21 protein-coding genes are annotated in these 18,792 nt (G+C 47.2%); 9 read left to right on the top strand and 12 right to left on the bottom strand.

Annotation, left to right across the window (positions count from 1 at the left end; translation table 11 throughout):
• Positions 1–135: 135 nt before the first annotated feature.
• Entirely contained in the window at positions 136–789 is a 654-nt protein-coding gene (rpiA, locus tag QNM19_RS12795; protein ID WP_049863933.1) for a ribose-5-phosphate isomerase RpiA, read from the top strand.
• A 12-nt stretch (positions 790–801) separates the two neighbouring features.
• Entirely contained in the window at positions 802–2,031 is a 1,230-nt protein-coding gene (serA, locus tag QNM19_RS12790; protein WP_010382981.1) for a phosphoglycerate dehydrogenase, read from the top strand.
• A gap of 139 nt (positions 2,032–2,170) precedes the next feature.
• Here the strand turns inward: serA and mdh are convergent, their stop codons facing one another.
• Positions 2,171–3,103, bottom strand: coding sequence for a malate dehydrogenase (gene mdh / locus QNM19_RS12785; protein WP_049863934.1), 933 nt, complete (start codon positions 3,101–3,103; stop codon positions 2,171–2,173).
• Positions 3,104–3,375: 272 nt separating this feature from the next.
• Between mdh and argR the strand changes: the two genes are divergently transcribed.
• Complete coding sequence (gene argR / locus QNM19_RS12780; RefSeq protein ID WP_010382986.1) at positions 3,376–3,843, top strand: transcriptional regulator ArgR; 468 nt, start codon at positions 3,376–3,378, stop codon at positions 3,841–3,843.
• Positions 3,844–3,849: 6 nt separating this feature from the next.
• Here argR and QNM19_RS12775 read toward each other — a convergent pair whose 3' ends face one another.
• The 5 genes from QNM19_RS12775 to QNM19_RS12755 form a co-directional block, all read right to left on the bottom strand.
• Positions 3,850–4,764 (bottom strand): Dyp-type peroxidase, encoded by a 915-nt coding sequence (locus QNM19_RS12775; RefSeq protein ID WP_284026765.1) that lies wholly within the window; start codon positions 4,762–4,764, stop codon positions 3,850–3,852.
• A gap of 328 nt (positions 4,765–5,092) precedes the next feature.
• Complete coding sequence (locus QNM19_RS12770) at positions 5,093–6,124, bottom strand: ABC transporter ATP-binding protein (protein ID WP_049863935.1); 1,032 nt, start codon at positions 6,122–6,124, stop codon at positions 5,093–5,095.
• Positions 6,124–7,755, bottom strand: a complete 1,632-nt coding sequence (locus tag QNM19_RS12765; RefSeq protein WP_010382991.1) for an ABC transporter permease — start codon at positions 7,753–7,755, stop codon at positions 6,124–6,126. Before QNM19_RS12765 ends, QNM19_RS12770 begins: the two co-directional genes overlap by 1 nt.
• On the bottom strand, positions 7,756–8,760 hold the full coding sequence (locus QNM19_RS12760; protein ID WP_010382992.1) for a Fe(3+) ABC transporter substrate-binding protein: 1,005 nt from the start codon (positions 8,758–8,760) through the stop codon (positions 7,756–7,758).
• A gap of 720 nt (positions 8,761–9,480) precedes the next feature.
• The gene (locus QNM19_RS12755) at positions 9,481–10,149 is read right to left on the bottom strand and encodes a tRNA-uridine aminocarboxypropyltransferase (RefSeq protein ID WP_049863953.1); all 669 of its coding nucleotides are present in this window, start codon (positions 10,147–10,149) and stop codon (positions 9,481–9,483) included.
• Between the two features lie 148 nt (positions 10,150–10,297).
• Here QNM19_RS12755 and QNM19_RS12750 point away from each other — a divergent pair, with 148 nt between their 5' ends.
• Together QNM19_RS12750 and QNM19_RS12745 are read left to right on the top strand one after the other, a co-directional pair.
• A complete protein-coding gene (locus QNM19_RS12750) occupies positions 10,298–10,651 on the top strand; it encodes a hypothetical protein (RefSeq protein ID WP_049863936.1) in 354 nt (117 codons plus the stop codon).
• Between the two features lie 11 nt (positions 10,652–10,662).
• Positions 10,663–11,199 carry a GNAT family N-acetyltransferase gene (locus QNM19_RS12745; protein WP_049863937.1) on the top strand — a complete coding sequence of 179 codons (537 nt, stop codon included), beginning with the start codon at positions 10,663–10,665 and terminating at the stop codon, positions 11,197–11,199.
• A gap of 36 nt (positions 11,200–11,235) precedes the next feature.
• On the opposite strand, the gene QNM19_RS12740 is transcribed toward QNM19_RS12745, so the two are convergent.
• From QNM19_RS12740 to folB, 3 genes are read right to left on the bottom strand one after another with little or no spacing between them, the layout of a single operon-like run.
• Positions 11,236–12,039, bottom strand: coding sequence for an undecaprenyl-diphosphate phosphatase (locus tag QNM19_RS12740; protein WP_010382995.1), 804 nt, complete (start codon positions 12,037–12,039; stop codon positions 11,236–11,238).
• Positions 12,036–12,524, bottom strand: coding sequence for a 2-amino-4-hydroxy-6-hydroxymethyldihydropteridine diphosphokinase (gene folK, locus QNM19_RS12735; RefSeq protein ID WP_049863938.1), 489 nt, complete (start codon positions 12,522–12,524; stop codon positions 12,036–12,038). The genes QNM19_RS12740 and folK overlap by 4 nt, the downstream gene beginning before the upstream one ends.
• Position 12,525: 1 nt before the next feature.
• On the bottom strand, positions 12,526–12,876 hold the full coding sequence (gene folB / locus QNM19_RS12730; RefSeq protein ID WP_049863939.1) for a dihydroneopterin aldolase: 351 nt from the start codon (positions 12,874–12,876) through the stop codon (positions 12,526–12,528).
• Between the two features lie 109 nt (positions 12,877–12,985).
• Between folB and plsY the strand changes: the two genes are divergently transcribed.
• Positions 12,986–13,576, top strand: coding sequence for a glycerol-3-phosphate 1-O-acyltransferase PlsY (plsY, locus tag QNM19_RS12725; RefSeq protein WP_138536234.1), 591 nt, complete (start codon positions 12,986–12,988; stop codon positions 13,574–13,576).
• A gap of 10 nt (positions 13,577–13,586) precedes the next feature.
• Here plsY and tsaD read toward each other — a convergent pair whose 3' ends face one another.
• The 3 genes from tsaD to QNM19_RS12710 are packed head-to-tail and all read right to left on the bottom strand — an operon-like array spanning position 13,587 to position 15,551.
• Entirely contained in the window at positions 13,587–14,600 is a 1,014-nt protein-coding gene (tsaD, locus tag QNM19_RS12720) for a tRNA (adenosine(37)-N6)-threonylcarbamoyltransferase complex transferase subunit TsaD (protein WP_049863940.1), read from the bottom strand.
• Between the two features lie 38 nt (positions 14,601–14,638).
• Positions 14,639–15,235, bottom strand: coding sequence for a YjaG family protein (locus QNM19_RS12715; RefSeq protein WP_049863941.1), 597 nt, complete (start codon positions 15,233–15,235; stop codon positions 14,639–14,641).
• Entirely contained in the window at positions 15,219–15,551 is a 333-nt protein-coding gene (locus QNM19_RS12710; RefSeq protein ID WP_049863942.1) for a putative signal transducing protein, read from the bottom strand. Before QNM19_RS12710 ends, QNM19_RS12715 begins: the two co-directional genes overlap by 17 nt.
• Before the next feature lie 63 nt (positions 15,552–15,614).
• Here QNM19_RS12710 and QNM19_RS12705 point away from each other — a divergent pair, with 63 nt between their 5' ends.
• The 3 genes from QNM19_RS12705 (at position 15,615) to QNM19_RS12695 (ending at position 18,614) form a co-directional block, all read left to right on the top strand.
• The gene (locus tag QNM19_RS12705; RefSeq protein ID WP_010383007.1) at positions 15,615–16,013 is read left to right on the top strand and encodes a DUF2721 domain-containing protein; all 399 of its coding nucleotides are present in this window, start codon (positions 15,615–15,617) and stop codon (positions 16,011–16,013) included.
• A 59-nt stretch (positions 16,014–16,072) separates the two neighbouring features.
• Positions 16,073–17,599, top strand: coding sequence for a DUF3369 domain-containing protein (locus QNM19_RS12700; RefSeq protein ID WP_049863943.1), 1,527 nt, complete (start codon positions 16,073–16,075; stop codon positions 17,597–17,599).
• 109 nt (positions 17,600–17,708) lie between these two features.
• Positions 17,709–18,614: a LysR family transcriptional regulator gene (locus tag QNM19_RS12695; RefSeq protein WP_010383012.1), complete on the top strand. Its 906-nt coding sequence runs from the start codon at positions 17,709–17,711 to the stop codon at positions 18,612–18,614.
• The last annotated feature ends 178 nt before the right edge of the window (positions 18,615–18,792 follow it).

Genomic DNA, 18,792 nt, shown 5'->3' with positions numbered 1-18,792 from the left:
AATCACGCGTTACCACTAAAAATAAGCCTTGAGTATCTGATCATAATTTCCGTCATTGATGGCATATGACATATTTTTTTTGTGCTTTGAGCGTATAATTGCGAACCAATAATTAACTAATACAGTGATCGCGTTATGACTCAAGATGAAATGAAAAAAGCAGCTGCCTGGGCGGCATTACAATATGTAGAAGCTGGTACAGTTGTCGGTGTAGGTACAGGTTCCACCGTTAACCACTTTATAGACGCACTGGGGAGTGTTAAAGACACCATCAAAGGGGCCGTTTCAAGTTCAGAAGCCTCTACAGAAAAGCTCAAAGCACTGGGCATCGACGTGTTCGAACTCAACGACGTCTCTGCATTGGATATTTATGTAGATGGCGCAGATGAAATTAACGCCCACAATCAGATGATCAAAGGTGGTGGTGCAGCTCTGACACGCGAAAAGATTGTCGCTGCGGTTGCCCGCAAGTTTGTCTGTATCGTGGACAACACCAAGCACGTAGACGTACTGGGACAGTTCCCTTTGCCAGTAGAAGTGATCCCGATGGCGCGCAGCTACGTCGCCCGCGAACTACTTAAGCTCGGTGGCGATCCCGTCTATCGTCAGGGTGTAGTCACAGATAACGGCAATGTGATTTTGGATGTCCATGGGCTATCTATCACACAAGCTGCTGAGCTAGAAGAAAAAATTAATCAAATCGTCGGTGTTGTCACCAATGGCCTGTTTGCTCAGCGCGGTGCCGACATCGTCATCACTGGTACCCCAGAGGGGCCACAAATTAAGTAACAGGAATGAGTCATGAGTAAGGTATCCCTGTCTAAGGACAAAATTCGCATTTTATTGTTGGAAGGCGTGCATCAGAGCGCCGTTGAAACGCTCAAACGCAACGGTTATAGCAATATCGAGTACGTGAAGACATCGCTGCCTGAAAATGAACTGATTGAGCGGATCAAGAATGTCCACTTTGTGGGGATCCGCTCACGCACTCACCTTAATGAGACGGTGCTGGAAGCAGCTGAAAAGCTGGTCGCGATTGGCTGCTTTTGTATTGGCACCAATCAGGTCGATCTCAGCGCAGCCAAAAAGCGTGGTATTGCCGTCTTTAATGCCCCATTTTCAAATACTCGCTCTGTGGCAGAACTGGTTTTGGGTGAGATCCTGCTATTGTTACGTGGCATTCCAAAACGCAACGCCATGGCACACCGAGGTGAATGGTTTAAGTCGGCTATCGGCTCTTTTGAAGCCCGCGGTAAAACGCTGGGGATCATAGGGTATGGTCACATAGGCACTCAGTTGGGGATCATGGCTGAGAATATCGGCATGAAGGTCGAATTTTATGACATAGAAGACAAACTGACGTTAGGTAATGCACAACAGGTGCAGAGCTTAACTCAGCTACTTCAACGTGCCGATGTAGTTAGCCTGCATGTCCCTGAAACACCACAAACCAAAAATCTGATTGGTATGGCCGAGCTGGAAGTGATGAAACAAGGTGCAATTCTGATCAATGCATCTCGCGGTACAGTGGTAGACATCGATGCCCTGGCCGAGGCACTCAGCGCCGGTAAACTGTCTGGTGCTGCTATCGACGTATTCCCGGTCGAACCCAAGTCTAATGATGAAGAGTTTGTCTCTCCACTGCGTCAATTTGACAACGTGATCTTAACGCCCCATGTCGGCGGCTCTACGCAGGAAGCACAGGAAAACATTGGTATTGAAGTCGCGGGTAAACTCACTAAGTACTCAGACAATGGCTCTACCGTCACCGCAGTCAACTTCCCGGAAGTGTCACTGCCTGAGCTATCAAACCGCAGTCGTCTGCTCCATGTGCATGAGAACCGCCCTGGCGTCCTGACACAAATTAACCAGGCATTTGCACAACATGGCATCAACATTGCCGCGCAGTATCTGCAAACGGATGACAGCATTGGTTACGTGGTCATCGATGTTGACAGCGACCACTCTGAAGTGGCATTAAAAGAGCTAAGCGCTGTAGAAGGTACTATCCGCGCCCGGATCCTGCACTAATACCAATTTCACTTAATACCTGTTCAATTTGACGGAGCAAATTGGTATAAACTTTACTCGCTGACACAAAAAAGCCTGTCACAAGACAGGCTTTTTTAGTTTCAATTGCAGTGCAATTTATTGCGCTGCAATATGGCAATTATGCCATGAAATCAACACCTTCTTTGATGTCTTTTTCAAGAGTTGCAAGCATGTCGTCTTTTGCTTGTTGCTCAAATGCGCTCAGCTCGCCGTAAGGAAGTAGCTCTTCTACGCCGTTTTTGCCCAGACGAACAGGTTGTGCGAAGAAAGTCGCATCGCCAGTGTTGCCTTCAACGTAAGCGTACTCAACCACGTTTTCACCTTGCAGGCCTTTGACCAGTGAGAAGCAGAAACGCGCTGCCGCTGCGCCCATAGACAGAGTTGCAGAGCCGCCACCCGCCTTCGCTTCAACCACTTCAGTACCCGCATTCTGGATACGTTTAGTCAGTGCAGCGACTTCTTCGTCAGAGAACTCAACGCCCTCAACCTGAGAAAGCAGAGGCAGGATAGTTGTACCTGAGTGACCACCGATCACAGGTACTTTAACGTCGTTTACGTTCAGACCTCTCAGCTCAGCGATGAAAGTCTCTGCACGGATCACGTCCAGTGTTGTTACACCGAAAACGCGAGCTGGATCGTAAGTACCCGCTTTTTTGAATACTTCAGCAACGATTGGCACAGTGCCATTCACAGGGTTAGTGATCACACCAACCAGGGCTTTAGGACAGTTTTTAACGATGCCTTCAGACAGAGTCTTGATGATGCCCGCGTTTACATTGAACAGATCAGCACGATCCATACCTGGCTTACGTGGCATACCTGCAGGGATCAATACGATGTCTGCATCAACCAGCGCTGCATCCAGGTCGTCTTTACCAAAACCAGCGACTTTTACCGCTGTTGGGATGTGAGACAGATCAACCGCTACGCCAGGTACTACTGGTGCTACGTCATATAGCGCAAGCTCAGAACCAGCAGGCAAACCGTTTTTAAGCAAAAGAGACAATGCTTGACCGATACCGCCAGCGGCACCTAATACAGCAACTTTCATTGGAATTCTCCATAATTTGAAGGTGGAATTAAATGTGCTGTAAAGATAATGAAAAGCGTCGCCAAAAACAAATTTATACGCGCAATTTTCGTCTTTTTTTCGACTATAGTTGTAAAGTTCGCGACAAATTCTGCTACTAATGGTTTACGCATGCCATGCGTTTCTAATAAAGAAAATCTTCACCGCTTGAAGAATCTTCTTGTCCTGAAATTTGGGTAACAGACTGGTTTTGTGTAAAATCCTAACAGTCGAGTCACAAAGAAGTATTGAATATGCAGCCGCAGGAAAAACAAGAAGCCCTCGTTAAAGCCTTTAAGGCCCTGTTAAAAGAAGAAAATTTTGGTTCTCAAGGTGAAATCGTCGATGCCCTAAAAGATCAGGGGTTTGACAATATCAGCCAAAGTAAAGTCTCTCGTATGCTTAGTAAGTTCGGTGCCGTCCGGACCCGCAATGCCAAACAGGAAATGGTATATTGTTTGCCTGCTGAGATGGGTGTACCAACAGCAAAAAGCCCGTTACGTCAGCTGGTCATTGACATAGTGCACAATGAGATGATGATCATCATACGCACCAGCCCGGGCGCCGCTCAGCTGATTGCGCGCTTACTGGATTCTTTGGGATCTGCGGATGGTGTGTTAGGGACCATCGCCGGCGATGACACCATTTTTATTGCCCCCGCCAAAGTGTCTGAGATCGACGCGACGCTGGAGCGGGTCAAAACGCTGTTTGATAACGTCTGATAGCGATTACGACTGCGCCATTTGTTGCAAGAACTGCAGCGATGGCGCAAAAAATGCGGCCCCCATATCGCCTTGTGAATAATCCAGTAGCGGATCGTAATCCCCATCACCAGACAAACCAAAACGACTATGTAACAGCTGTTCAAACGCATTGCCTTTTGCTGCGCAACTGAGCCACAGGCTACCCTGCTCATAAACATCCCCATAAGGCATACTCTGATTCAACAACAAAGGCTTTCCTTCGTTGTCTTTAATCTCATTGAGGCGAGCGTGATTGTATGGCGGTGCATCGTCAATCAACTCGTTGTCCAGCCGGGTGCGCCCCATGAGTTGCTCCTGATCTGACAAAGGTAACGCCTGCCAGCGGGCCAGGTCGAACTGAGTACGCAGAATATGGATATAGCTGCCCTGATCATCCAGCCCCCCAGAGTTGCAGACTAAGGCCACCTGACGTTTAAAACGACCATGAGGTATATCGGCGCCATAAACAAATCCATTGAAGTCACGTCCATCGAGAAAACGAAAAGCGCGTACCTGGGCAACCAGTTCAACGCACCCGGACAGCATGTGCAGCACACTCTGGGCGAACAGGTGATTCACATCTTCCCGATCTGAGCGGATCACATACAGCAAATCAAAAGGCTGGCTGTGGCACAAATGCTCACTGCTTTTAATCAGAGGAAAACCTTTCAATTGTGGGGGAATGAACTCGGGATAAATATGCGGCCAATATTGCGCCCCAACAGCCACAAAGCTGCTGAGCATGGCCTCTGAAAAGCGGTCGCTGAGTTCGTTCTGTAGTCTGCCTGCCTGACTGAGTGCCGAGCGCACGACCTCATCCTGACCATCCAGTACATTAAAAAATAAGTGCAAACCATGCAGGTTTGCCTCAGCACATACCCCTGATTGTGCTTGCGCCATCACCCCATCCTATCATTATATCAACACGCGAAAATCTGACATAATATCAATCCGCATAGTTAAGTAGCTCGTCTTGAGACGGAAAAACCTCGGTGATAACCAAGCAAAAAATTGTCATTATTGCTCTGAATAAGAAATTTTTTACACAGTCCGCGGCTGATTTAACCCCTCATAGTGGTTGTGTATAAGTGCTGATTGCTATGTTCGCCAACCATACTGAACCTGAACGGTGCGGTTGTATCGGTAGCTTCTTGGCCACTTCCTTTCATCGCCTAATCCTTCGCACTTACCTAAATTGCTATAAGCTAATGTAACGAATTGTTATGCATTAAGAAAAGAAGTTTATCGCATGGGGCTTAATTTTCAAACTTACCGGCCGACTCAGATCCAGCGGTTTATCTGACGGCATAGCGACCTCCAGCATCTGACCTTCCAGCTCGATGGCATATAAATACTCGGTGCCGACAAAGCGGTGTTGCGCCACATCAACTTGTCCCTGCTCGGTATTAAACAACTCAATATGGCTAGGCCTGAGGTAAATCTGCCCCTCCCGAGCAGGGCTCTCAATATCAATCAGAGACTCTACCGAACCAAACGCGGTTTCGACCTGCGCACCGTTGTGACGCTGTGCCGAAACGTATGCTCCCTGCCCTAAAAACTCAGCAACCTGGCGACTGCTCGGATGCTGAAAGAGTTCTTTAGGTGTGCCCAACTGGGCGATCTGCCCATGGTGCATGATGGCAAGCCGATCGGCAAAAGCAAACGCTTCATCTTTAGAGTGGCTGACGAAGATAGCGGATACCTGCTGGTCCTTAATAATATCGCGAATATCTTTGATCAGCTGAAAGCGCACCTGGGCGTCGATATTCGAAAAGGGTTCATCCAGCAGTAACAAGTTCGGGTGATATGCCAGCGCTCTGGCAATGGCCACACGCTGCTGCTGACCACCAGATAACTCATGAGGAAAACGCGCTGCATAGCCTTCAAGGTGCACCAGCTCTAACATGTGAGCCACACGATTCTGGCGTTCTGTCTTGCTCAGTTTATTCAGGCCAAACGCAATATTTTGTGCCACTGTCAGGTGAGGAAATAACGCATAGTCCTGAAACATCATACCGATATTACGATGCTGAGGAGCGACAAAGTGCCGCTCACTGCTGACACTTTTACCATTGATGCGGATTTCACCCTGTTGAGGGTGCAACAGGCCTGCAATAGCTTTTAGGGTCGTGGTTTTGCCGCAGCCACTGGCGCCAAGCAAACACACTATTTCATTTTCAGCCACGGTTAAATCAAGCTGCTGGATCACAGGATGGCCGTCATAGTGATAGTTTAACGATTGAATTTCTAAACTTGGCATTAGTTGTGTTGCTCCATTGAGCGGTTGACCCAATATAACGGGATAAGTCCGACCAGGACGATAAACAGCGCTGAAATCGAAGCCAGCTCCAACTGCTCATCACTGACGTACTGATAAACATGAGTGGCCAGGGTCTCAAAATTAAAGGGACGCAATAACAGCGCCGCGGGCAGTTCTTTCATGCATTCGATAAAAACCAGTAAGCCAGCCGTCAGCAAGCCTCGCTTGAGCAGGGGCATATGAACCTGAGTCAGGGTCTGAAAGCGCCCTTTACCGAGTGACAGACTGGCCATGTCGATACTTGGGCTGATCCGCACAAAGCTGGACTCAACCGCGCCATGTGCGATGGCATAAAAGCGCACCACATAAGCAAAAATCATCGCGAACAAGGTACCACTTAATAACAGCCCTGGCTCAAAACCACTGCCATCCAGCCAGTCATTAAGCTTGGTATCCATTAACGTCAGCGGCAGCAAGACCGCAATAGCCAATACAGTACCTGGCAGGGCATAACCTGTACTGGCAAAGCGCCCCGGCAGATTGGTGAACTTACCTGGCTCGATGCGCTGATAGTACACCACCAGTAAACTGATAAACATGGCAATCACGCTCACATACAGACTGATCTGTAAGCTTTGCAGCGCATAGGTAAAGAACTCGGCATTCCAGGCTTGTTCGAAATAATGAAATGCATAATTGAGTAATATGCCGACCGGAACAAAAAACGCAACGCCAAGGATCAGCATGCAAAACCCCCAGGCCAGCCACCCCTGATAACCCGTTAAGTCATATAAGTGGGTGTCATTAACCCCGGATTGACGCTCGTGAACCACCTGAGTTTTACGGCTCATTCGTTCAAGTAACAGGGCAACAAATAAAAACAGCAGCATAATACCCGAGATTTTGGCTGCCGCAGTCAGGGAGTAATACCCCAGCCAGGTGTCATACACTGCCGTCGTCAGGGTACTGACCGCAAAATAATGGACTGTGGCAAAGTCTGCCATGGTTTCCATACTGATCAACGCAAGTGCCGCGACAATCGCGCCACGAGACAGAGGCAGGCTGACTTTAAAGAAACTTTGCGCCGGGCTCATGCCCATCAGCTGGCTTGCCTGAACCAATTTAAAAGACTGTTCTCGCAATGCGGTTTTAAAAATCAAATAGAGATAGGGGTAAAGCACCAGTGCTATCATCACAATCGCGCCAGGCAAAGTGCGCAGATCGATGAACCAGTAATCATCCGGTCCCTGCCAGCCAAATTGCTGCCGTAACCAGATTTGAACCGGGCCCGCATAATCCAACAGGTCAGTATAGACGTACGCAATAATATAAGCAGGCAGTGCCAGGGGTAACATCAGCGCCCACTCAAACACCCGCTTACCGGGAAAGCGACAATAAGCAGTTAACCACCCCAGAGGCAGGGCAATTAACGCGCTGAGCGCCACAACGCCGGCGATCAGCACCAGGGTGTTACGGGTGTAGTCCCACAACACGCTCTGCCATAGATGGCTGAATACTTCCGATTCACCTTGCAGCGCTTCGAAAATCAAAAATGCCAGCGGGATTGACAGTGCAATGCCTATCAACCACGCTATGCTCTGCCACGAGGACAGACTTTGTTTTAATTGCATTTACAGGTCAAATTTTACCTCATCGATGAGCTTAAGCGCCATCGGACGGTATTTACTGATCTCGGACAATGGTAGGCTGTCTTCCTTAAAAGTGCCCCAGGATGCCACTAATTTCGACAATTCGACGCCCGGTTTAACCGGATATTCCATATTCATCGAGGCGTACATGTTCTGTGCTTTATTGTCGGTCATAAACTCGATCAGTTTCAAGGCATTTTCTTTGTTTTTCGAGTACTTGGTCATCACGACACCCGAAACGTTCAAATGTGAACCCCGATCACTCTGGTTTGGAAAATTAATATAGACGGCATCAGCCCAGGCTCTTTGCTTATTGTCTTCGAGCATTTTGCCGAAGTAATAGCTGTTGCCCAGTGCCAAGTCGCACAAGCCTTCTTTTACGGCTTTGACCTGAGCGCGATCATTACCTTGTGGCTTACGTGCCAGGTTTGCTTTCACCCCTTGCAGCCAGGTTTTTGTTTCGGCTTCACCATGATGCGCAATCATAGAAGCGACCAGGCCTAAGTTGTATGGGTGTTTGCCTGAACGTGTGCAGATTTTGCCTTTGTATTTAGGGCTAGCCAGCTCTTCATAGCTCAGACTGGTTAACTTGCCTGCTCTGTCTTTTGAAGAGTATACATTGCGCACGCGTTTGGTCAGTGCGACCCAGTGACCATCCGGATCACGAAAGCTGGCCGGGATATTTTTATCAACTTTATCGCTGTCAATGGGGTTAGTCAGCCCCATTTCTTCTAGCTGGATCATAGCGCTGAAGTTTGAGGTCAGAACCAGATCGGCGCGACCGTGTTTACCTTCGCGTTTAACCCGTTCAATCAAACCTTTTTTCGCAAACACAACATTGGTCTTAATGCCGGTCTGTTTAGTAAAGTCATCCAGGATCGGTTGGATCAGGAAAGGCTGACGATAGGAATAGATGTTCACTTCATCCGCAGCGACAGCAGATAAACTGGTTACAGCAGCAAGCAGTGTTGCGATTGCACTTTTCATATAAGCTCCAAATAATAACAATAACTATTCTCAGGCTATGGTAACCCGGATCCCGACAAAATACAGCCGATAGTTCAACATATTGCAATTTTATTAAATAGCGACATCCGGACATTTAGTTGTGAGAGATCTCTCACTAAGCATGTCGCAATCTATGAAGATAACGCTGACTTTATCAGCAAAATATAAAAAGGTCTTTGTTAGATAACAAGTTTTTTTACAGCCAACTTATTTATTCGAAATTCAAAGCGTTTTTTCGTGCTGTTATCTCACCCAGACTCCCATATACTTTAGTCATCTCAAGGGGAGAGCACAAAGCAACATGGAAATGGATTGAGTTGCTTATCAGGGAGTTTGTGCGGTAGGAGTGTCAGGAACTAGGACTAGGCTTCGGACAACAGGAAATGCCGATTAAGTAAGGATGTTGATACACAGGTGGATGGTGTATTGGAATACAGGGAGATAGGAACAAGTCAGGATGACGACACAAAGGATGGTTAGCATGGACTAATTCAGCAACTAGGAATGCTGATTGCTTTAAGGACAGTACAGGATGTACATCTCGCAGAATGACAACGCAAGGCGAGACATGGACGAGCATGTAAGGAGTTGATCTCATCAACATAGCAGGATGCTATTTAGAAGATTCCGTCAAGCGCGGCCCGCAAGGGTCGCGCTCTTCTTATTTTGTCTGACAGTCACTTCGCGTGCTTTATTCTCTCAAAAAAGCTTACTTTTTTTCCCTTTCAGATACGCATCCCGAAAATCCACGAAATGCTGAGTCAGATATTCTGCTGCCTGCGTCTCGCCATTTTCAGCCAACACCACACAGGCAACTTCTGCGGTACCGAGTTGGTGGGCATGCGGAGCCACTCTCAGTTTGTAATCCGATAGGCTTTCAGGCGTTACCGACAACACCGGAAATTGCTCCAGATAAGGGCTTTTACGAAACATCTTCTTCGCTTCACGCCAGGTGCCATCAAGGAAAATAAAGAGCGGCTTTTTACCATTTTGCCGAGTGACACGATGCACTACGCGTTCCGGTCCCACATTTTCGGCAGGAAAGACCACGACAGGCTGATAAGCCGGATCTTCGAGTAAAGTCAGCAAGCCTGGCTCAGGATCGGTGCGGTCCCAGCGAAATGCATAGTTATCCGGCACAATATCAGCAATGAGTCGCCCTGTATTAGAAGGCTTAAAGCTCTCGTTATGGTACATAAGCAGGCACACTGCACTATCGCACTCAGCAACCTGAATGCCCGCACAAATACACAGCGGCTGTGCCAGTAAACACCGCTCACAACGAGGTAATTTTGACCCCCGGGCCTTGAATTCCCGCCGCGCGGATGCTATTTGTTGGGCTCGTAATGCCAGTACCGAGTTTTCCACTCCCACGCAGCTCCCATTTTGCATAAAAATGCCAATTTTAGCAAAAAGTACGTCTCAATAGAACTGCGCATAGCCTTAGTCTATTTTTTAGTGACAGACTTAACTATAATTTAGCGCCCAATAATCTCGAAATGGAATCGAAAACAATATGAAAAAACTCATTGCAACCGCGCTTGTATTATTACCTGTATTCGCAAATGCGACAGCTTACACACAAGTTGCAACAATTAAAGATATGACCGTTAGTCATAACACCGTGCGTATTAAACTATCTACAATGAACAAACTGACTGAGTGTTCATCATCACCAACCAGTGCTAAATGGTACCATTTAGATCTGCGTACTGACGGTGCGCAGCATATCTATTCTTCTTTACTTGCTGCCAAGCTTGCTAAACAAAAAATGTTCCTGGAACTGCGCGGCTGTTTCAGCCAAAATGCGGATAGCAAATATCCGAAAGTTACGCAGGTTTACCTGTGCGATACCATGTGGTGTCAATAAAGAGAAATAGCATGATCATTTCCCCTTCAGCACGATTGAAATACCGCCTCATGACTCAAAATGATGGTGATTTACTCACCGAACTGGACAGTGACCCGGCGGTAATGCGCTACTTAACCAATGGCAAACCGACTTCTCGTGAACAAATTGAGCAATTCTACCTGCCTCGCCTGGCTAAGTTTACGAACCCACAACAGGGCTGGGGCCTGTGGCATTGCAGCTTGATTGATGACGAGACTTTTCTGGGCTGGGTGTTGATCCGTCCCATGTATTTCTTTAATGGAGAAATGGATGAGCGGGATCTGGAAATCGGCTGGCGCTTCAAACAAATCGCCTGGGGAAAAGGCTATGCAACCGAAGCCGCCAGACACATTGCCACGCACCTGGCTGAGCAGGATAAAATGGATTATCTCAGCGCAGAAGCACTCAAAGAGAACCTGGGTTCAATTAATATCATGAAAAAGCTCTCCATGACCTTCTTACGAGAGGGTATTCATGAAGGCCCTACGGGACCAATGGATGTGGTGTATTATCGAAAAGCGGTATAACGATAAAGCGGGTAAACATACCCGCTTTATGTCAGCTTACACCATCAGGAAAATCACCAGGAACAAGCCTAGCAGCAAACGATAGATCACAAATGGCAACATCCCCATCCGCTCTATCACTTTCAAAAAGAAATGAATACAGGTATAGGCGGAGATAAACGACAACACAGCCCCGGTGATTATGGCGCTCCAGTCGATCAGCTCATCGCCCGTGGCCAGCTTCAATGTGTAATATCCACCCGCAGCAGCAATGATGGGAATAGACATTAAAAAAGAGAACCGGGCCGCACTTTGCTTGTTTAGTCCCAACATCATCCCTGCCGTCATGGTGATCCCAGAACGCGACGTGCCAGGCAGTAAAGCCGCTACGACCTGGGCAAAGCCAATGATCAGAGCGCTGCGCCAGTTCAATTGATATATGGTTTTGGTTTGTTTTGCAGTGGCATCGGCATACCAAAGCAACAAGCCAAAAATGACCGTCGTTGCCGCAATAACCCAGGCGCTGCGGGAAAAGTCTTCAACCAGATCTTTGGCCAAAAACCCAATCACCAGACCCGGGATCGTTGCCACGATAATCCACCAGCCAAGGCGACTGTCATCCGTCGAACCTTGTTTGCCGAAGGATTTAAACCAGGCGCCCAGTATGTCGGCAACTTCCTTGCGAAAATAAATCAATACAGCAGCCAATGAGCCTACGTGCACGGCAACATCAAATGCCAAGCCCTGATCTTGCCAGCCTAAGATCTGAGACGGCAAAATCAGATGCGCTGAACTGGAAATAGGCAGAAACTCGGTTAACCCCTGGATCAATGCCAGGACAATGATTTCAATGATACTCATGGTAAAGAAAACTCCACTTTCCATAGTTTTTGGGTTTGGTTGTCATAAGCTTGCCAGATCTCTGCCATGCTACAGCCCTGCACGGGATGAATAAATTCTGGGGCAATTTCAGCCAGAGGCCTGAGTACAAAGGCGTTCTTTGTAACCTCATCACGGGGTAGCTGCGCCGGGGAGTCACAGATCACATCGTCGTAGAACAGGATATCGAGATCCAGAGTTCTGGGACTGAACTTCTTATCCTGGGGTGTCCTGCCGTTATCGCGCTCTATTTGCTTAAGCAACACGCACAAATCAGGCAACGACATATCTGTGTGCGTTGCAAACACAGAGTTATAAAAGTTCTTACCGTTGAACCCCACCGGCTCACTTTCGTAAACGTCCGAATGAACATAATCAGGAAAATACTGAATAAGCGTTGTCAGCCCCTGGCGAAAATGACGGTCGCGATCAACATTGGACCCTATACTGATAAACACATGCGCCATACTATCGATTCCGCGTGATTTCCAGGCCAACAGTTTGTGCCTGAGGAACAGCAGCCGGCTTACTGACTCGAATCGTGATAGCCTCAATAGCAAACTCTTCTAGGATAATGGCAGCTAGTTGTTCAACCAGTGTCTCAAGTAACTCAACCCGACTGGCCTCAGTATGGGCAATCACCCGCTCACTGACTTTGGCATAATCCACAGCCAGCGTAATGTCATCCTGTCGTGCAGCAGCCGAGATATCAGTCTTCATCGCTATATCAAAGAAAAGGCTTTGTTTACTTTCTTTTTCAAAGTCGTAAACTCCTATTATGGTCTCGACGTGTAATTGCGAGATATAGACCGTGTCCATGTAAACTCCTGACATGACTGATTCGGATCGGCTTTTTCACGTACTCAGCCGCCTTAAAATAAAGCGACGATGATAGCCCAAATAACGGCAAGAAAAAATAAGGAAGCTTGTGATAGTCAGTTTAATATGTATTTGTGCTTATTTATTTGGTTCAATCTCTTCCGCGATTTTGATTTCCAGACTATTTTCGTTGCCTGATCCCCGCTTTTCTGGTTCAAATAACCCTGGCGCAACCAATGTGTTACGGCTTGGCGGTAAACTCCCTGCTGCCCTCGTCCTGGTCTTTGATATTCTAAAAGGGACAATCCCGGTGTGGGGAGCTTATTTTCTGGGCATAGAGCCCATCTGGCTGGGCATTGTCGCAGTGTGCGCCTGCCTGGGCCATATTTACCCGGTATTTTTCCATTTTAACGGTGGTAAAGCGGTTGCAACAGCCTTTGGGGCACTGTTGCCAATCGGACTATCGCTTGGTGGGATGTTGATTGGCACCTGGCTGCTCGTGTTGGCACTGACACGTTACTCGTCACTCGCAGCGATTGTCACTGTATTAGCTGCTCCGGCCTACACCTGGCTCATCAAACCTATGTACACATTGCCCGTGTGCTTTCTGACTTTGCTGATCATATTTCGCCACAGAGCCAACATTCGTCGGCTCCTGAGTGGCACCGAGCCTAAGCTCGGTAAGAAAAACGTCGACTAACGTCGGGCCATCAAAGAGGTGGTAAGCTATCCAGTGGCCAGCGTGGCTGGGTTTTCATGCTTAACTCAGCGGTTTGACCCGCTTTAAGACGCTGCATGCCGGCATAAGCGATCATCGCCCCGTTGTCAGTACAAAACTCAGTGCGAGGATAGTACACTTTGCCTTTCATCCCCTGCATCATGCGCTCAAGCTTAGTACGCAGCTCCGTATTCGCACTGACACCACCGGCAATGATCAAGCGATTGATGCCTGTCTCTTTCAGGGCGCGTTTACACTTAATCGCCAGCGTATCTACCACGGCTGTCTGAAATGCATGAGCAATGTCCGCTTTGGTTTGCTCATCATCCCCAGCTGACTTGATGGTATTTGCCGCAGCGGTTTTCAAGCCACTGAAGCTGAAATCCAGGCCAGGACGATCTGTCATAGGCCTTGGGAATACAAACCGGCCAGCCACGCCTTGCGTCGCCAACTTAGCCAGCATCGGACCACCCGGATAATCTAAGCCAAGAAGTTTCGCCGTTTTATCAAAGGCCTCACCGGCAGCATCATCCACCGACTCACCGAGTACCTCATACTCCCCAATGCCAGCCACTTTCACCATCATAGTATGACCACCAGACACCAGTAAGGCGACAAATGGAAACTCAGGCATCTCATCTTCCAGCATAGGTGCTAACAAGTGCCCTTCCATGTGATGAACAGCCACTGCGGGAATATTCCACCCAAATGCCAAAGAGCGACCGATAGAAGTCCCTACAAGCAAGGCTCCCACTAAACCCGGCCCGGCGGTGTAAGCTATGCCATCGAGCGATTCAGGGCCGCAACCGGCCTGTTTAAAAGCGGCTTCAATTAAAGGAATGGTTTTGCGAACATGATCTCTCGACGCCAGCTCCGGTACTACTCCCCCATAATCCGCATGAACTTTTACCTGACTATACAGCTGGTGCGCCAAAAGTCCCTGCTCGTCATCATAGATGGCAATCCCCGTCTCATCGCAAGAAGATTCGATACCTAAAATTCGCAATGTTGATTCTCCACTACTTAAAAATTTGGACAAAAAATTCAGGCGTCGATTGCCAGACCAATGTTTGTCTGGCCGTCGCTCAATGCCAGTGCCTTAAGCGTTTTAACCGACTGGTTATCAATCCTCGGCATTTGTGCAACACAATCGATGAGCTCGCCAAGCACCTCAATTTCGTATTGCATCAATGGATGCTCTCTGACATGTTGATTATCGGGCTCAATGTCTTCTGCCATCAGCAAGAATTCAATATACCTGGCCACAGTTGCCTGAGAGATTTTAGCCACATTGACAAACTCACTTTCATCTTTGCTCATCACACCCTGGATAAAGCCGAGTAACGCCGTAGCCACGTCGATTGCCGCATAGGTGCCGAACATGTCGTAGTCTTTTAGCTCCGGAACATTAGGCTCAATTTTTTCAATTTGTTTTTCTAAGCTGATTTTGCTTTTCGGCAGCAACACTTTTTCCCAGCAAACATTCAATGCATTGCGCAGGGTCGTCTCATCTCCAAACCCGGTCGCTTCACTGAACAAACCATAATTTGGCAGCATACGTTCTAATATCGCAGCCGCAAGCACCGCTTTTTGTAAATAATTTAGCTCTCTGATGCGCTGAAAGTTATTTGCCTTCGTCATAGCTTTTTCCACAGTGCCAGCAATATTGAAACCCCGAACCATTGTGTTCAGAGCAACTGCTGCACTGCCAGTCTTCCGATAAATTAGTTTGCTGATAGTTTACCAAGATTTCCTCTGCCTCGGGTACTTTTATCGCACAGACAAATATTTTTATTGTATTGTGCGCAAAGGGCATCTCTCCCAATGCAGCTGCCAGTGCCTCTCCTTCAACGTGCGTTTTGAGTCGCGCCTGTGCCAATAACCCAAGTACGATATGGGCTTCCAGCGGGTTATCCGTGCGATATACGCACGTCCAGTCAAACATTGCATTACTCATCACTGGACTCCAAAATTTTGCTATGATAATCACTATTGTAGCGTGCTTAGACGGAGTACAAAAATGACGCTCACCACACCCGGATTGCTGTTCCCCGCAATCTCTTTGTTATTACTGGCCTACACCAATCGATTCTTAGTTTTGGCACAACTGATCAGAGAGTTAAACGCCAGAGAAGGCGACCAACTCAGGCCACTGGTCGTTGCACAAATCGATAACCTCAAAAAGCGTATCAAACTCATTCGCCTGATGCAGGTATGGGGCGTCATCGCCTTTTTACTCTGTACCATGTCCATGTTTGCCCTGTTCATTGAAGTGGCGCTTTTGGGGGTCATTTTGTTTGGTGCCAGCCTCTGCTGTCTCGCACTTTCTTTGCTGCTCTCACTCTATGAGATACACATTTCTTGTGATGCCATAGAGATTGAGCTCAACAATATTGAAAAAAAGCCAATACAAGATTAAGCAACTCACTTTTTTGCTGGCTATACTAACAGGGAACAGGCACTAAGCAGAGGTTCTATGTGAGCAGCTTTCTCTTTACAAATGAGCCACTTAAGGATGAGGAGCAAATTACAGTGGACAATGCCCACTGGGATATCCTGGTGGTTGATGATGAAGAGGATATCCACCAGGTCACTAAATTGGTGTTATCTGATTTTAGGTTTGAACAAAAACCTTTGCGTTTTCATCATGCTTACTCAGCAAAGCAGGCAATGGATATCCTAAATTCCGAAGAGTCCATTTCTGTGGGGCTAATCGACGTTGTTATGGAAAGCAACCACGCAGGGCTCGATCTCATTAAGTTCATTCGCAACGATATGGCCAATCATGATATTCGTCTGATCTTGCGCACCGGGCAGCCCGGAGAAGCGCCCGAAGAATCGGTTATTCGTGATTATGATATCAATGATTACAAAAATAAAACCGAGCTCACCGCAGTCAAATTAAAAACCTTGCTCTACTCGGCTCTGCGTTCCCACCGAGATATTCAGACAATCGAGCGCCACAAACGAGGACTGGAGCGAATTATTGATGCCTCTTCAAGTTTTCTTAAATGTAATAACGTTCAGGACTTTGCCTCGACTATCCTATCGCATGTTGCCGATGTGATGGGCCTCACGGATTCCGATATCTACTGTGCAGCAGCGGTGAATAAACAAAATGGTGCAGGAGCCGAGTTTCAATTACTTGCCGCGTCAGGTGCTGGCATTGAGCCGGAACAAACCGCCTTACCGGATAAAGTGAAAAGTCGCTTTATAGAAACACACAATCGTAAAACATCCAGTAAGTCAGACCACGAGTACGTCGGTTACTTTACCAGTCAGGCTGGTCTGGAGACCATGTTATACGTGAGCAAAAAAGGTCTGTTACAGCCCACAGATTGTCAGCTGCTGGCCTTCTTCGCTAACAACATCGCACTGGCATACGATAATCTGAATCTCCGAGAAACAGTGAAAGAATCACAAAAAGAGCTGTCTTATATACTCGGCGAGGCCGTAGAGAAACGCTCTAAGGAAACGGGATCACATGTTAAGCGTGTCGCACATTACAGTTTATTACTGGCTAAATTGTACGGATTGAACGATTATAGAGCCGAAATTATTAAACTGGCGTCACCATTGCACGACATTGGCAAAATTAGCATCCCAGATGTCATTCTCAATAAACCAGGAAAACTGAATGACGATGAATGGGCAATAATGAAGACTCATGCCCAACAGGGTTATGAAATACTAAAAAACTCAACAAATGATATTTTGCAATGCGGCGCAATTATCGCACACCAACACCACGAAAAGTGGGATGGTAGCGGATACCCGCGAGGGCTCAAGGGTGAACAAATAGACATCGCCGGAAGAATTACAGCGCTTGCTGATGTGTTCGATGCATTGGGGAGTGTTCGTTGTTACAAGCCGGTTTGGACACTTGAAAAAATTCTAACAGAGATAAAATCCCAGCGTGGCCAACAATTTGATCCCAAACTGGTTGATCTGTTTGTAGAAAATCTGGAACAATTCCTCGCAATACGCGATCAGTACCCAGACTAATTTTTGTAAGCGAAATGTAAAAAATTCACTTGGATGTTTCTCTAAACTGTATTAGTATTAGGGAATCAACGTTGTCATTGCATTTTTGTTGAAATAAAAGGAATTTCACATGAGATTTGAACAACTCGAGCAATTCGTTGCTTTAGGCAATTTACGCCACTTTAGGCAAGCCGCAGAACAAACCAATATCAGTACTTCCGCACTCACCAGAAGCATTCAGACACTGGAAGATGAAATTGGCTGTGAACTTGTCAAACGATCTACCCGCTCCGTCAAACTGACCGAACAGGGCGAACTTTTTCTGAATTATTGTAAGTCGACCTTATCGGAATTAGACATAACCAGAAACACTATCAAACAAAGCCTGTTTGGTCGTGATCAACAGCGTGTTGTTGTTGGTTACACTGCGCAAGCCAGTAGCATAGTGCCAACGTCATGTGGACAGTTTTTGGCGGATTTCCCTAACGTCAAAGTTGAGATGCAACTTTTGAATGAACACGATCTGCTTCGCAAGCTACAGCTTGGTGAAATAGACATCAGTGTTTATCTTGAGTCTGCAACCAGCTTAGTGAGTGATATCCATCTGCCCGACCAACTTGTTTTGTTTGTTGCTAAACAACATCCACTGGCAACACAAGACAGTATTCGTCGCAGTGAGCTTGCTCAGTACCCGATGTACGGCTGTTTTTCTCAGTCTAAGCAGGTACAGAACATGCTGAATGAGGCGGTTGAAGGGCTTAACAAGTCAACCAATGTCAAAATAGGTAATATCAGCCAGGTGATTGACGGACTGAAGAATAGCCAGAGCTTTGCCATTGCAAGCATTGAACATTCTAAGGTTATCGCACAAGACCCGGAACTGATCTTACTGAAGACTAACAAGGACGCTAGTCATGAGCAAATTGTCGTGCAGACCAGCCACCAACTAGGCAGCGGTTCACACGTCAGTAACTTGTTGTCATTAATTGAACAAACAGCACAGAAAAACGCCGTTGCCACAGCGGTAAATAGTTAACGATTAGCTAACTAGGTTTTTTATCCTGTTTGGTTAAATGGGAGTTTAGAGCGAGTTTTAGGTATTCTGTTCGGGTTTTTAAGTATAAGTCCGCGGTAATAGAGTCAAAAAAATTCGCTCACCCTCACTTTTCCCGTCAAAAAGCCACGGCGAATAGCGTACAAGCCTCTCACTAAAT

This window comes from Pseudoalteromonas ardens (genome assembly GCF_030125445.1).
Taxonomy (GTDB): domain Bacteria; phylum Pseudomonadota; class Gammaproteobacteria; order Enterobacterales; family Alteromonadaceae; genus Pseudoalteromonas; species Pseudoalteromonas ardens.
The sequence above is the reverse complement of the archived record's forward strand: the minus strand, read 5'-3'. Positions and strand labels throughout refer to the sequence as shown.

Excerpts from the sequence above, each read along its gene's own strand:
- rpiA (WP_049863933.1), top strand. The coding sequence starts at position 136 with ATGACTCAAGATGAAATGAAAAAAGCAGCTGCCTGGGCGGCATTACAA.
- serA (WP_010382981.1), top strand. The coding sequence starts at position 802 with ATGAGTAAGGTATCCCTGTCTAAGGACAAAATTCGCATTTTATTGTTG.
- mdh (WP_049863934.1), bottom strand. The coding sequence starts at position 3,103 with ATGAAAGTTGCTGTATTAGGTGCCGCTGGCGGTATCGGTCAAGCATTG.
- argR (WP_010382986.1), top strand. The coding sequence starts at position 3,376 with ATGCAGCCGCAGGAAAAACAAGAAGCCCTCGTTAAAGCCTTTAAGGCC.
- QNM19_RS12775 (WP_284026765.1), bottom strand. The coding sequence starts at position 4,764 with ATGGCGCAAGCACAATCAGGGGTATGTGCTGAGGCAAACCTGCATGGT.
- QNM19_RS12770 (WP_049863935.1), bottom strand. The coding sequence starts at position 6,124 with ATGCCAAGTTTAGAAATTCAATCGTTAAACTATCACTATGACGGCCAT.
- QNM19_RS12765 (WP_010382991.1), bottom strand. The coding sequence starts at position 7,755 with ATGCAATTAAAACAAAGTCTGTCCTCGTGGCAGAGCATAGCGTGGTTG.
- QNM19_RS12760 (WP_010382992.1), bottom strand. The coding sequence starts at position 8,760 with ATGAAAAGTGCAATCGCAACACTGCTTGCTGCTGTAACCAGTTTATCT.
- QNM19_RS12750 (WP_049863936.1), top strand. The coding sequence starts at position 10,298 with ATGAAAAAACTCATTGCAACCGCGCTTGTATTATTACCTGTATTCGCA.
- QNM19_RS12745 (WP_049863937.1), top strand. The coding sequence starts at position 10,663 with ATGATCATTTCCCCTTCAGCACGATTGAAATACCGCCTCATGACTCAA.
- QNM19_RS12740 (WP_010382995.1), bottom strand. The coding sequence starts at position 12,039 with ATGAGTATCATTGAAATCATTGTCCTGGCATTGATCCAGGGGTTAACC.
- folK (WP_049863938.1), bottom strand. The coding sequence starts at position 12,524 with ATGGCGCATGTGTTTATCAGTATAGGGTCCAATGTTGATCGCGACCGT.
- folB (WP_049863939.1), bottom strand. The coding sequence starts at position 12,876 with ATGGACACGGTCTATATCTCGCAATTACACGTCGAGACCATAATAGGA.
- QNM19_RS12715 (WP_049863941.1), bottom strand. The coding sequence starts at position 15,235 with ATGACGAAGGCAAATAACTTTCAGCGCATCAGAGAGCTAAATTATTTA.
- QNM19_RS12710 (WP_049863942.1), bottom strand. The coding sequence starts at position 15,551 with ATGAGTAATGCAATGTTTGACTGGACGTGCGTATATCGCACGGATAAC.
- QNM19_RS12705 (WP_010383007.1), top strand. The coding sequence starts at position 15,615 with ATGACGCTCACCACACCCGGATTGCTGTTCCCCGCAATCTCTTTGTTA.
- QNM19_RS12695 (WP_010383012.1), top strand. The coding sequence starts at position 17,709 with ATGAGATTTGAACAACTCGAGCAATTCGTTGCTTTAGGCAATTTACGC.